The organism is Pseudoduganella sp. R-34 (assembly GCF_049904655.1).
Lineage (GTDB): Bacteria > Pseudomonadota > Gammaproteobacteria > Burkholderiales > Burkholderiaceae_D > Rugamonas.
This window is the reverse complement of sequence record NZ_CP184572.1, coordinates 3,006,535-3,020,128: the sequence shown is the minus strand read 5'-3', so window position 1 is coordinate 3,020,128 and position 13,594 is coordinate 3,006,535. Positions and strand designations below refer to the sequence as shown.

Below are 13,594 nucleotides of genomic sequence, written 5' to 3'. Positions count from 1 at the left end.
TTCAACCAGTGAAAGGGGGGCACGTTCGCCCCGCCCGCCCTAGCGTGCCGGTTGCAGTGGCTTGCCGTTCACATCATAGGCGGCAGCCTCCAGGTGCACGACCGTGCTGAGCGCCTTGTTGTCGTCCGCCTCGGCCGCGTCGGCCGCCAGGATCAGCTTGTAGTCGCCCTTGGCGACTTTCCAGGTCTTGCTGGCCGAGTCGTACATGGCCAGCAGGCGCGGATCGACCGTGACCGAAGCCCTGGCCTCGGCGCCCGGCTGCAGGTCGACTTTCTGGAACCCGGCAAGGCGCTTGGGCGCTTCCCACTTTGCCTTCAGCGGCGCGACATAGACCTGGGCCACTTCCTTGCCGGCGCGCCGGCCCGTGTTCTTCACCGTGAAGGAGGCCTGCAGCACCCCGCCCTTCACGCCGGCGGACAGGCCGGAAAAGCCGAACTCGGTGTAGGAGAGGCCGTGGCCGAACGGGAACAGCGGTTTCAGGCCTTTCTGTTCGAACCATTTGTAGCCGACTGCTGCGCCTTCGCGGTAGCTGACCTCGAAACGCCTGTTCTCCACTTCAGGATAGCCGTCCAGCGCAGGACGCGGCAACTGCGCCTCCGAAGCCGGGAAAGTAGCCGGCAGGTGGCCGGAAGGATTGGCTTCGCCGAACAGCACGCTGGCAATCGCTTCGCCGCCGCTGGTGCCGGGATACCAGGCTTCCAGCACCGCCGGCACCTTCGGCAGCCACGGCATGGTCACCGGACCGCCGGTCTCCAGCACCACCACGGTTTTCGGGTTGGCCGCGGCCACCGCAGCAATCAGTTCATCCTGCTTGTTCGGCAGCGACAGGTTCGGCACGTCGAAGGCTTCGCCGGTCCACTGGGTGGCGAACAGCAGCACCACGTCGCTTTCCTGCGCCAGCCTGGCGGCTGCGGCCTTGTCGGCGCCGTCGTTGAAGGAAACGGTCGCCGACGGCAGGCGTTTCTGGATCGCCTTCAGAGGCGAGGACGGGTAGACCATGACCGGGCCCGGCCAGGTCTTCGGTTCCATGCCCGGCACCGCATTGCCGCCGGCCGGGTACACCAGCGACGAGCCGCCGCCCGCCAGCACGCCTTTGTCGGCATAGCCGCCGATCACCGCTACGCGCTTGACGGATTTATCCAGCGGCAGCACCGCCCCGCTGTTTTTCAGCAGTACCATGCCCTCCTGCGAGTCCTTGAGCGACACCGCGGCATGGGCATTGAAGTCGATCTTGTCCGGTTCAGCCTTCACCGGGTGGTCCACCACGCCGTGCTCGAACATGGCGTGCAGCACGCGGCGCGCCATGTCGTCCAGGCGGGCTTGCGGCACCCAGCCGTTCATCACGGCTTCTTTCAGCGGCGGGCCAAAATAGTCGGCCAGGTCGAACGGCATGCCGGATTGCTGGTCCAGGCCCGCATTGGCGGCCGGGATCGTGCTGTGGGTCGCGCCCCAGTCCGACATCACCCAGCCCTTGAAGCCCCAGTCCTTTTTCAGCACTTCGGTCAGCAGGTAGGTGTTTTCGCAGGCATACACACCGTTGACGCGGTTGTAGGAGCACATGACGGCGCCGGGATTGCCCTCCTCCTTGGCGATCTGCAGGGCCAGCAGGTCCGACATGCGGGCCGACTGGTCGTCGATCTTCACGTCCAGCGTGGTGCGGCCGGTTTCCTGGTCGTTCAGGGCGAAGTGCTTCAGGGTGGAAACCACGCGCTGCGACTGGATGCCCTTGATCTGGGCGCCGACCATCTTGCCGGCCAGGAGCGGATCTTCGCCGCCATACTCGAAATTGCGGCCGTTGCGCGGGTCGCGCATCAGGTTCACACCGCCGGCCAGCAATACGTTGAAGCCGTAGCCGCGCGCCTCGGCCCCGATCATGGCGCCGCCGGCGTAGGCGGTCTGCACATCCCAGGTGGCGGCAGTATTCAGGCCAGACGGCAGCGCGGTACCCGGACGCGCGTGCGGGCCGGCCTGGCTCGCCACGCCGATGCCGGCATCGGTCTCCCACAGGTTGGGAATGCCCAGGCGCGGCACGCCGTACACGAAGCCGGCCGATTGCACGTGGGATTCCTCGGGGCGCTTGTACTTCTTGTGCTCCATGTCCGCGCCCATGTAACCGAAGACCAGCTTCAGTTTTTCATCCAGCGTCATTTCCTTCACAGCCAGGCTGGCGCGTTCCGCCGCGCCCAGCTGCGTATTCATCCAGGGTTTGCCATCAGGCGCGGCCAGCGCGGTCCCGCAGCACATTGCCACTGCGGCGGACAGGAGACTGATCGTTTTCTTCAATTTCATCGCTTCCTCGAAAAAAGGGGCGGCTTTGGCCGCCCCGAAAACTACCGGAAAAGGTAGAGGAGACTACAGGTTACAGCATCGGCTGAACGCTCGCCTGGCCTTGGCCTGCCGGACGTTCAAACAAGGTTCGCGACAGCCAGGCGCGCAGCGGCCTGTCGTACCAGCGCGATAGCGCCAGTGCAAACAGGGTCACGCCGCAGTAGATCGCAACGATGGCTATCGACAGCTCGGTCCTGGACGGGTGCGTCGACCAGTTCCAGTGCGCAAAAACATAAATAAACGGGTAATGCACAATGTAGACAGGGTAGGACAGCTCGCCCACCAGGCGCGTCACCATCCCGGCACGGCCTTCCGGTTGACGCGAGCCGGCGCCGGCCGCCAGCACCAGGGGAAAGACCACGATCACGGCCAGCACCTCAAACAGCCAGTTGGCCGCGCCGAAGCCGGGCGCCGCAAACACCAGCAACAGCAGCAGCGACAATGCAATGAACGGGCTTGGCAGCGCCATGCGCAGCCGCATGCGGTAGACCAGCAAGCCAAGCAGGAAGGAGCAAGCCAGGCGCACCGGCGCCACCCAGAAGTGGTCCCAGCCCCAGCCAAAGCCCAGGTTCCCGAATTTTTTCGCGGTCCACAGCAGTGCCCCCGCACTGGCCACGCACAGGACAATGTGCAGGCGGCGCCCCAGGCGTGCCGCAAACAGCCCGAACAGGATATTCGCGATGTACTCCTGGAACAGGGTCCAAGACGGGCCGTTGACCGGGTGCGTCTCGCCGAAATAATTGGGCAGGGTCGCCGCTGGCAACAGCAGCAGGCCAAGCAAGAACGTCAGCGCCAGGCGGCCCGGCGACAGCGCCACGCCCACCTGTTGGGCATCGCCGACGAACGGGTCCAGCAGGTAGCCAAGCAGGCCCACCGCCATCGCCACCACCACCATCGGATGCAGCCGGACCAGGCGCCGCGCAAAGAATTGCGCCGGCGCCAGGCCGCGGCCATCGTAGGCATGGCCCAACACGAAACCGGACAACGCGAAGAAGAAGTCCACTGCAAGATGCGTATGCCGCATCGGATTCCGCTCCAGGCTTGGCACCAGCATCTCCAGGATGTGGAAGACGAACACGCTGAAAGCAGCGGTACCGCGCAAGCCGTCCAGTACGTGGTAGTGCGATTTCATCTTGCGGCGTTCACAATGGTGCTGATCACGTCAGGAAAGGCTTGCGCACCGGTGCTGCGGTTGAAAAGGCCCATCTGATGGTTGTCGGCGTAGCCGTTATCCCAGTACATCGGCACGATGCCGCGCGTAAAGGATGCACGGGTAATGTACTGGTCCCACAGCTTGCGGTAAGTTCCGGCCGGATCGTATTCGGTGCGCAGGATGGCGGCATACTCGCCCATCAGCACCGGCGCGCCCTTGTCGATAAAGCCGGTTTTCATCTTCTGGAACTGGCCATCGGTGTAGGATTCGTTGGCCCATCCCGACGGGTTGGCGGCCTGGCCCCACTTCCACGAAGAGCTGTTGGCGTCCAGCGTGAAGTCGTACGGATCGTAGTAATGGATCTCCATCATCATGCGGTTGGCCACCCAGTCGCTTGGCATGGTCGCATTGCAGCTGATGGAGTTATCGATGTTGGTGTTGAATGCCTGCACCACGAGGTGGCGGTTGCTGTTGTTGCCGCCGGTAGCCCGCACTGCGGAAATGAAGGCCTGGTTGAAACCCTTCTGCACGTCGCAGTATTCGGTAGTCGGAGGGTTGTAGTTACCGTCAACCATGACTTCATTGGTGCCGGCGAACAGCAGGGTGTCGTCGTGGTTCTTGAAATTGTTGGCGATCTGGGTCCAGAACTTGGTCAGCCGCGCGTTGGCCACGCCTTGCTGGGCATAGGTCGGCTGCATCCAGCCGCCATCCCAGTGGATATTGATCATGGTGACCAGCCCCGCGTTGTGGGCATAGTTGACCACTTCCGTCACGCGCTCCATCCATTGCGGGCTGATGTTGTCGTTGGCGTCGGCATACTGTTTCCACGCAACCGGAATACGCACGCTCTTGAAGCCTGCCGCCTTGATGCTGTTGAACAGGGCCTGGCTGGCCTTCGGGTTGCCCCATGCCGTTTCGTTGAAATTGGTGCTGCCCCAGACGTAGGAACCGGTCGCTTCCAACGAGTTGCCCAGGTTCCATCCCGGCGCCATCTGCCCCGACATCTGCATGCTCGTCATATTGCGCATCACGCCTACGCGCACCGCGTGCGCCGTACCCGAGTTGAAGCTGCCGCCGCCTGCGCTGAACTTGACCCAGTACCAATAGACCGTCCCCGGGCTTGCACTGCTGTCGGTGTAGCTGGTTGCGGTCTTGCCCAGCACCGCCAGCCGGCTGCGTCCATTCGGATCGCTGTCGGTGTCGCGATACACCTGCAGGCCGCTCACGCTGCCGCTGACACTCCAGCTCAAACGCACGTCGCTGCCGGTACCGCTGGCGCTCAGGCAGACGGTGGCGCCGCCGCCGCTGCCGCAATTCTGCGCCTGCGCAAACGGCGCCGCACACAGCGCCAATGACAGAACGGTCTTGATCAACACAGGCTTCATTGTTCTACCTTTCCTTGAAGGTGCCCGCACGGCGTCTCCTCCGTGGGTGGGCGGTTGGGAGTGTTGGCAACCAGCTTTCTTATAGGACGCATTGTGGAAGCTGCAACCCGGCGCCGCAATTGCAAAAACCGCCAATGCGGAATATGAAATTGCACAGCCTCCATGCAAGCCATTGCCCGCACAGCCAGTCGCTATGCACAATGGGGCACTGTCAAAAAACCAAGGAATAATCGATGCTGAAACGCACCCTGCTCGCGAGCGCACTATCCTGCGCCCTCGCTGCTGCCACCGGCGCCATGGCGGCCGACAGAGCGCCCGCCACGGCCGTTCCGCCACTGCAGACCATCCTGTACGGCGCCGCCTACTACCATGAATACATGCCTTCCGAGCGCCTGGAAAAGGACGTGCAGATGATGAAGGCCGCGGGCTTCAACGTGGTGCGCCTGGGTGAATCGACCTGGAGCCTGTGGGAGCCCGAGGATGGCCGCTTCGAATACGCCTGGATGGACCGCGTGGTCAACGCCATGGGCAAGGCCGGCATCAAGGTCATCATGGGCACGCCCACCTACTCCATTCCAGCCTGGATGGCCAGGCAGAACCCCGAAATCCTGGCCCGCAAGTTCAACGGCGCACAGAATATGTACGGCATGCGCCAGAACATGAACACCGATTCTGCAGCCTACCGCTTCTACGCGGAGCGCCTGATCCGCAAGATCGTCAGCCGCTACAAGGACAACCCGAACGTCATCGGTTGGCAAGTCGACAACGAGACCGGCAGCTACGGCGCGGCCAATGAGGATGTCTTTGTACGCTTCCAGCACCACCTTGAGAAGAAGTTCGGCACGCCGGAGAACCTGAGCAAGGCCTGGTTCCTGAACTACTGGGGCCAGGACCTGCATTCCTGGACCGACTTGCCGCGCCCGGACGGCGCCCAGAGCACGGGCTACAAGCTGGAATGGTCGCGCTGGGGCCAGATGCGCGTAACCAACTTCCTGCACTGGCAAGCCAGGCTGGTGCGCGAAAACGCTTCGCCGCGCCAGTTCGTCACGCACGACTTTGCCGGCTCCATGCACGCCGACGTCAACGAGGAAGCCGTGTCGGCCGCCCTCGATATGCCGGCCGTGAACATCTATCACTGGGGCCAGCGCGAGTACTATAATGGCGCCGAGCAGACCTTGCAGGCTGATTTCACCCGCTCGCTCAAGCGCAACAACTTCCTGGTCACGGAAACCAATGCCCAGTCGACCGACTGGAGCTCCTCATTCCAGTACCCGCCGTATGACGGACAGTTCCGTGAAGACGTCTACACCCACCTGTCCAACGGCTCCAACATGGTCGAATACTGGCACTGGTCCTCGATCCATGCCAACCAGGAGACCTACTGGAAAGGGGTGCTCTCGCATGACCTCGAACCCAACCGCGCCTACGCCGAAATCAGCCACACGGGACGCGAGCTGCAGAAGATCGGCCCGCGCCTGGTGAACCTGAAGCTGCAGAACGACGTTGCCATCCTTTGGAGCCGCGACTCGCTGAATGCGCTGAACGACATGCCGTTCGCGAAGAATTCGCAATGGGGCGGCGACGGCAGCAAGGCTGATTACGGCAGCCTGGTAAGGCAGATGCACCGCACACTGTACGACATGAACGTCGGCACCGATTTCGTCTTCCCTGAAGTGCAGGACTTCTCGCAATACAAGCTGCTGATCGTCCCGGCCCTGTACGTGGCCGACGATGCGCTGCTGAAGCGCATTTCGGAGTACATCCGCAAAGGCGGCCATGTGGTGATGACTTTCAAGAGCGGTTTCACGAACGAGAATACGGCGGTGCGCTGGACCATGGCGCCCGGGCCGCTGCGCGAAGCGCTGGGCTTCCACTACCAGGAGTTCTCCAATCTCGCGCAACCGCTGACGCTGAAAGGCGATCCATACAATGCCGGCGGCGACAACAAGGTGCAGTACTGGGCCGAGTTCCTGCAACTTGATACCGCCAAAGCCCTGGCCTACTACGACCACCACTTCTTCGGCCGCTGGCCGGCCATCACGCAGAACCAGTATGGCGCCGGCAAGGTGACCTATGAAGGCACCTACCTGTCTGACAAGCTGCAGAAGGCAGTGCTGAAGGCGGCCGTGCAGGATGCCGGCCTTTCCGGTCCCGACCAGCAGCTGCCTCCCCAGGTCCACGCACGCAAGGGCGTCAACGATTTCGGCCGCAACGTGCGCTACCTCTTCAACTATTCCGCGGCGCAGGTCACCTTCAGGTACCAGTACAAGCCCGGCACCGACTTGCTGACGTCGCGCCAGGTGAAGGAGGACGATACAATGTACCTCGGTCCATGGGACCTGGCGATCGTGGAAGAAGGCCGCTGACCTAGCAGGCCCGGGCCGGGGACGGCGCGGCCAGCAGCCGTGCAATCCCGCTCACCAGCTCCGCCCCGTCCCCATACAGTGCCGCCCCGCTCACGATGTATTCGCCCTCCCCGCCTTGCAGCAGCAAGACAGGCACGCCGTTCACGCCCGCACGACGCATCAGGTCCCGTGTTGCATTGATGCGGGCCGTGGCCTGTAGCGCCAGTTCGGCGTCATGCTCAAGGCGGCCGGCAAGTTCGATGGCGTCGAGACCTGCGACCTGGCGGGCGCATTCCGCCGCCACAACCGTCGCGTTCGAAGTGTCCAGGCCGTCAACGTAGCGCGCCCACTGCAAACGGCGCAGCACCAAGGGTTCAAGCAGCGGGTCAAGCGCATGGATTGCCGTCAGGGCGCGGTTCATTGCGCCGGGGTCGAAGCGCGTGCCCGGGCCTTGCAGAATGTTGCGCTGGTAGGCGGCGCTGAACGGTTGGCCGGTCATGGCCTCGATGCGCTGGTCGTTGCTCCAGGCATGGTGCGCCCATTCCGGCGTCATGACGCGTGCGCCCGCACCGGAAAACAGGCCGCTGGGCATCAGCTCCAGCAGGTCCGGATACGCTTCGGACAGCGCTTCCAACGCAGGCGCGCTGGCATAGCACCAGCCGCAGAGCGGATCAAATATGTATTTCAACCTGGCAGATTGCATTGCGGTGCTTCCTTGAAGATGGAGCGCCGATTCTATTCGCGCAAGGCGCGCGGATATATGAACTTCTGGTACACAGTCTGTTGCACAGGGCGGGCGAATCGCCCGGCCCCAGCTGCTAACGGAAAAGCAGTTTGGAAAAGTGGACCAGGTTCTCTGCCCAGCTTTCCCTCACGTGCGCAAACTCGTCCACATGCCAGACGTGCCTGACCCCGTGCTGCCGCAGGTAGCGGTGCAAGCCCTGCGAGGTCCCGATCAGGCCGTCCTTCTTGCCGCACGAGAGGTAGAGCAGTTGAAGGCGGCGCGCCACCGCGGCGGGATCGGGCAGCAATTCAGTGCCGGCCCGCGTGTTCGGTGCCGAAGAAAAACCGCCAACCCAGGCGAACGTATCGAGATGGCCAAGGCCGAAATTCAGGGCCTGGCCACCGCCCATCGACAGTCCGGCAATTGCGCGCTTGCCGCGTTCCGCCATGGTCGGATAGGCGCCATCGATGGCAGGAATCAAGGATTCAAGCAGGTCGCGCTCGAACTGCGCAAAGCCGGCGACATGATCCGGCGTGAAGGTTTTCTCCGCAGGCGGCACGCGGTCATCCGCCAGCGCACGGCCATTCGGCATCACCACGATCATCGGCACCACGGCACCATCGGCCAGCAGGTTGTCGAGGACGACATTGGCGCGCACGTACCCACGCCATTCGTCCTGGTTGCCGCCGATCCCGTGCAACAGATAGAGCACGGGGTAACGCTGTTTCCCGGAATAACCGGGCGGCAGGTAGACGCGCGCCTTGCGCCGCGTGCCAGTCACCGCCGACGCGTAGCTGAACTCCACGACGTCCCCGCGCGCAATGCCTGAGCGCTCGTCATCGAATCCAGCTGGCGGGGCCGGGAAAGCGGCAACGTCGTCCGTCGCCAGTGCGATGCCTGGCTTGGCTGTACCGCGCAGTTCCGGATCGTCGGAGGCCTGCGCTGCATGCAGCGTGCGCACCGCCGCCTCGCCTGCCAGGGCGCCCACTGCGGAGGCAAGGAAGAACCGGCGCTTCATGGGCGCGCCGCCTTCCCAAGCAAGCGTTCGATATCGGGGCGGATCGCATCGGCCAGGATGCCGTAGCCCTTCTCGGAAAAATGCAACAGGTCCGGCTGCAGTTCCCTCGACAAGACGCCATCGGCATCCATGAATCGCGATCCGTAATCATGGAAGAAGATCGTCTTGCCATCGTCCATTGTCCTGATTTTCTGGTTCAGCGCCAGGATGCGGCGGCGTTCGTCCGAATCCGGTGCACCTTCCGGCAGCACGGCGTTGAGCAGGATACGCGCCGCCGGGTACTGCGCGCGCAGCCTTGCCACGACAAGCAGGATGCCGCTGAACACGTCGTCGGCGCGCTCCTTGCAAAGGTTGATGTTGTTCACGCCGATCATCAGGACCACCAGCTTGGGCTTGATGCCGGCGATTGCAGGCTCCTGCAAGCGCCACAGCACATTGCCGGTGTGGTCACCACCGATGCCGAAGTTGGCGGCTTTCAGGCTGCCGAAATTGCGTTCCCACAGCGGCTTGGGCCACATCTCCGTCAATGAATCGCCAAGGAACATCACGTCGATGTCGCCCTTCGCCGCCCGCACCACCTGCTCGGCATGCATCTGGCGCCAGCGCTCAACAGACATCCAGGGATACTCGACCGCGCGCGGCGCCGCCGTGGTGGCGCATGCGGCCGCGAAGGCGGCTTGTGAAGCGCTGGCGCACAACACAAGCGCCCCGGCGAAGCATGCCATCGTCTTTGATTTGTTCACGTGCCTACTCCGTTAGCAGTTTTTGCAGGATCGGTTCCATGCTGCGCGCCCATATTTCGTATCCCTTCTCCTCTGGATGCAACAGGTCCGGCATCACCTCGCGCGACAGCGTGCCGTCGGGATTCAGGAAGGATGCATTGAGGTTGGCAAAGAATACGTGGCGTCCATCGGCAAATCCGGCGATACGGGTGTTCACTCTGTCGTTCAGCCGCCGCAGGAACGCAGCCGGTTGCTCTTCGCGCGGGAACACCGCAAGCAGAAGTACCTTCGACTCAGGCAAACGCTTGCGCAAATCATCGATGATGGCTTTGATGCCGGCCGCAACCGCCTCGGGCTCGTCATTGCGGTCGCCGGCATTATTGGTGCCGATCATCAGCACTGCCACCTTCGGCGCCAGGCCGTCTACTTCGCCGTGCTGCAAGCGCCATAGCACATTCTCCGTGTGGTCGCCGCCGAAGCCGAGGGCCACCGCATCGTAGTTCGCATAGTAGCGCTGCCACACCCGCTTGCCGGCCTTTTCCCAGCCTTCCGTGATCGAGTCGCCGATGAAGACCACTTGCGGATTCTTCCCGGCCTCTTTCAGTTTGCGGTTTTCTTCGAGTTTCAACTGGTGACGCGGCAGCCAGTGGGGCAAGGCCCAGGCATGGGACAGCGGCTCCGGTGTCACAGCCTGCGTTCGGTAATCCGGGCAGGCCGCATTCGGCTCGCCTCCCTTGACGAATTTGACGTTGGCCACGGCGACCTGGCCGCTGCCGTTCGCCTCCAGCGCAAACGGAACCGGCACCTTGCCAAAGTCATCGTTGGCCCGCGCAAAGCAGGCCAGCGAGAACGACAGATGCTGCCAGCCCTTGCCCTGCATGCTGCGCGCCGCCGCTACGAAAGGCAGCTTGCGGTAGCACTCCTGGCCGCAGCGCATGCTGAAATAGATGCCGCCCTGGTCCAGGTCCAGCACGTTGAGGTCGAATTCCAGCGTACCGCCTGCTGCGTAGGCCCGCAAATCCAGCGCCGACGCGCCATCGAACCGCAGGCCTGCAAACCAGGCGTCCTTCCATAGCAAGGTGAGTGCCTGGGGCACGCCTGCCACTTCGCCTGAGTGCGCCCCCACCGAACCGCCGGGCACCTGCGAATTCGCTGGCTTGGGAATCGTGACGGCATCACCTTGCAGTACCTGCCCGGGCCCCTCGAACCCCGCGATGGTGACACGCCAGGACGGCAAGGTGCTGGCGCCGTGGAGGATAAGTTCGCGCTCAGCGGCAAGCGTCGCCCCGGATGCCGCGGCCAGGGTGAGGCCTGCGAATAGGTGCATGAAATTCCTCATCACCTGATTTTGCAGCCGTGATACAGGCCGGGCAATTACGAAATCCGCCAGGCTGGTGAACGAAATTCAGTAGGCCAGGTCCGCTGTTTTCTTCGTCCCACATCACCAGGATCCCTTTCGAATAGGCGGAAATATAACGGCGTTTAGCAAATTTCATAATTGCCACATGGAAACATATCAGGCAAGATGCCGACCTTTAGAATTGCGCAGGACAACGAAATGAACAAGCCAAGCAATCCCGCCCTCCTCGGCATCATCATGCTGCCGCTTGCCCTGGCAGCATGCGGTGGTGGGAGGGGTGTGCCAGGCAATCCGGCCAATGATGCGGCAGTGCCATCCAACGCGGTCACGGTAACACCGCCCAACGGGAATACCGCCCCGCCCACAGCGGATACGACGGCGCCGCCCACTGACGGCAATACCGCTCCGCCAGCCTCCGGCGGCACAACCACGCCATCCTCGCCCAATACCGGCGCCTATGCCTGGTCGACGGCGCTGTTCGGCGCCGGCGGCTACATTACCGGCATCGTCTATCATCCGTCAGTCCAGGGACTGGCCTACATCCGCACCGACGTTGGCGGCGTATATCGGCGCGACCCAGGCAGTTCGACATGGATCCCGCTCAATGACGACCTGAATCGCGACGACAACCAGCTAAATGGCGGCGAATCGATCGCCCTCGATCCGAACAACCCGCAACAACTCTATGTGGCCGCCGGCATGTACCTGCCGTCGTGGGGCAGAAATGCCGCCATCCTGCGCTCCAGCGACCGCGGCGCCACATGGTCGCGCACCGAACTGCCGATCCGCCTGGGCGGCAACTCCGACGGCCGTGGCACCGGCGAACGGCTGCAGGTGGACCCGAACAAAGGCTCGATCCTGTTCCTCGGCACCAACCAGGATGGCCTGTACAAATCGACAGATTCCGGCGTGACCTGGTCGCAGGTCCCCGGCTTCCCGACCACTGCCGGCACCACTTTCGTCCTGTTCGACAAGGCCAGCGGCAGCAACGGCATCGCCAGCAAGACCCTGTACGTCGGCGTCGCAGCAACCAGCGGCGAGACGCTGTACCGCTCGACCGACGGCGGCACGACCTGGGCGCCGGTACCTGGCGGCCCGGCCGGCCTGATGCCGGTGCAAGGCGCCTTGGATGGCAGCGGTCGCCTGGTGCTGACCTACGCCAATGGCCTGGGCCCGAACGGCATCACTGCCGGTGCCGTCTACAAATTGACGACGGCGAACAATACCTGGGCCAATATCACGCCTGCTGCGCCGACCGCTTCCTGGCAGTTCGGCTATGGCGGCCTGGCGCTCGATGTCCGCAATCCCAATACCATCGTGGTCTCGACCATCGACCGCTGGTCTACCGGCGATGACCTGTACAAGTCCACCGACGGCGGCGCCACCTGGACCGGGCTTAACGCCATCAGCACGCACGCGGCGCCCGGATATCCCTGGATGACGGCGTATTACGGCGGCTCGCTGGCGGGCAAGATGGGACACTGGATCAGCGACGTCGACATCGACCCGTTCAACTCCAACAACATCATGTACAACACCGGCTACGGCCTGTGGGAGAGCAACAACCTGGGCAGCGCAAGCGTGGCATGGGGCTTCAATGTCAACGGCATCGAAGAAAGCGGCCTGTATTCTCCGCTGGTTTCCCCGAGCAGCGGCGCGCACCTGTTCACCGCGCTTGGCGACATGGCCGGGGCTCGCTACGACACCAACTTCAACGGCATCAGCGGCTACTACAGCAGCCCGAATAACTCCAATTACAGCGTCGATGTAGCGGACCTCAACACCAATGTGGTGGCGCGCACAACCGCCAACAACCGTGCGCTCATGCTCTCATCGGATAATGGCGTTACCTGGCGCCAGGCGGCCAGCGTCGCCGGTTACGATGCCGGCCGCGTTGCGGTATCGGCTGCCGGCAGCGCCCTGCTATGGGTTCCGGGTGGGCTTTCGGCCCTCTATTCGACCGATGGCGGTGCAAGCTGGAACGGCTCGACCGGCTATCCGGTAACGGGCGCGGTCGATTCCGGCAGCTTCTTCAATCCGGTTGCCGACAAGGTCGCCAACGGCTACTTCTATACCTACGACTTCTCCAAGGGAACCATCCTGGAGAGCGCCAACAATGGCAAGGACTTCACGGCCATTTTCCAGGGCCTGGATATCCTGCCGTCGTATTCCTCCCAGCACCAGTTGGCCTCCGTCCCGGGCAGCGTGCGCCGAGACCTGTGGCTGGCGACGCCGAACGGCCTGTGGCACATCAATGGTGCGAGCGCCGCGCCGGCGAAGATCGCCAACGTGCAGGCGGCGTACGGTGTAGGTTTCGGCAAGGCTGCAGCCGGCAAGACTTATCCAGCCGTCTACATCTCCGCCAAAATCAACAATGTGTACGGCATCTACCAGTCCCTCGACCGCGGCGCCACGTGGGCCAGGATCAACGACGACAAGCACCAGTGGGGCGGCGTCAACTATGTAACCGGCGATATGCGCATCTTCGGCCGGGTCTACATCGGCGCCAACCGCGGCGGCGTGATCGTCGGCGACCTGCAATAGCAACGGGCTCGCGCC

Annotated in this window: 9 protein-coding genes; 2 read left to right on the top strand and 7 right to left on the bottom strand. The window is 63.2% G+C overall.

Annotated features, from left to right (window positions below; genetic code table 11):
• Positions 1 to 39: 39 nt before the first annotated feature.
• The 3 genes from ACN9MW_RS14030 to ACN9MW_RS14020 all read right to left on the bottom strand — a co-directional run bounded on the left by ACN9MW_RS14030 (position 40) and on the right by ACN9MW_RS14020 (position 4,866).
• Complete coding sequence (locus ACN9MW_RS14030; RefSeq protein WP_426171569.1) at positions 40 to 2,289, bottom strand: glycoside hydrolase family 3 C-terminal domain-containing protein; 2,250 nt, start codon at positions 2,287 to 2,289, stop codon at positions 40 to 42.
• Between the two features lie 70 nt (positions 2,290 to 2,359).
• Positions 2,360 to 3,460, bottom strand: a complete 1,101-nt coding sequence (locus tag ACN9MW_RS14025) for an acyltransferase family protein (RefSeq protein WP_426171567.1) — start codon at positions 3,458 to 3,460, stop codon at positions 2,360 to 2,362.
• The gene (locus ACN9MW_RS14020; RefSeq protein WP_426171566.1) at positions 3,457 to 4,866 is read right to left on the bottom strand and encodes a glycoside hydrolase family 5 protein; all 1,410 of its coding nucleotides are present in this window, start codon (positions 4,864 to 4,866) and stop codon (positions 3,457 to 3,459) included. Before ACN9MW_RS14020 ends, ACN9MW_RS14025 begins: the two co-directional genes overlap by 4 nt.
• Positions 4,867 to 5,099: 233 nt before the next feature.
• On the opposite strand from ACN9MW_RS14020, the gene ACN9MW_RS14015 reads away from it, so the two are divergent.
• On the top strand, positions 5,100 to 7,232 hold the full coding sequence (locus ACN9MW_RS14015) for a beta-galactosidase (protein ID WP_426171565.1): 2,133 nt from the start codon (positions 5,100 to 5,102) through the stop codon (positions 7,230 to 7,232).
• Position 7,233: 1 nt separating this feature from the next.
• On the opposite strand, the gene ACN9MW_RS14010 is transcribed toward ACN9MW_RS14015, so the two are convergent.
• The 4 genes from ACN9MW_RS14010 to ACN9MW_RS13995 form a co-directional block, all read right to left on the bottom strand.
• Complete coding sequence (locus tag ACN9MW_RS14010; protein ID WP_426171563.1) at positions 7,234 to 7,914, bottom strand: DsbA family protein; 681 nt, start codon at positions 7,912 to 7,914, stop codon at positions 7,234 to 7,236.
• A 115-nt stretch (positions 7,915 to 8,029) separates the two neighbouring features.
• Positions 8,030 to 8,953, bottom strand: coding sequence for an alpha/beta hydrolase (locus ACN9MW_RS14005; protein WP_426171561.1), 924 nt, complete (start codon positions 8,951 to 8,953; stop codon positions 8,030 to 8,032).
• A complete protein-coding gene (locus ACN9MW_RS14000) occupies positions 8,950 to 9,696 on the bottom strand; it encodes a GDSL-type esterase/lipase family protein (RefSeq protein WP_426171559.1) in 747 nt (248 codons plus the stop codon). Before ACN9MW_RS14000 ends, ACN9MW_RS14005 begins: the two co-directional genes overlap by 4 nt.
• 4 nt (positions 9,697 to 9,700) lie before the next feature.
• On the bottom strand, positions 9,701 to 11,002 hold the full coding sequence (locus ACN9MW_RS13995; RefSeq protein ID WP_426171558.1) for a GDSL-type esterase/lipase family protein: 1,302 nt from the start codon (positions 11,000 to 11,002) through the stop codon (positions 9,701 to 9,703).
• A gap of 231 nt (positions 11,003 to 11,233) precedes the next feature.
• Here ACN9MW_RS13995 and ACN9MW_RS13990 point away from each other — a divergent pair, with 231 nt between their 5' ends.
• On the top strand, positions 11,234 to 13,579 hold the full coding sequence (locus tag ACN9MW_RS13990; RefSeq protein ID WP_426171556.1) for a hypothetical protein: 2,346 nt from the start codon (positions 11,234 to 11,236) through the stop codon (positions 13,577 to 13,579).
• Positions 13,580 to 13,594 lie beyond the last annotated feature (15 nt).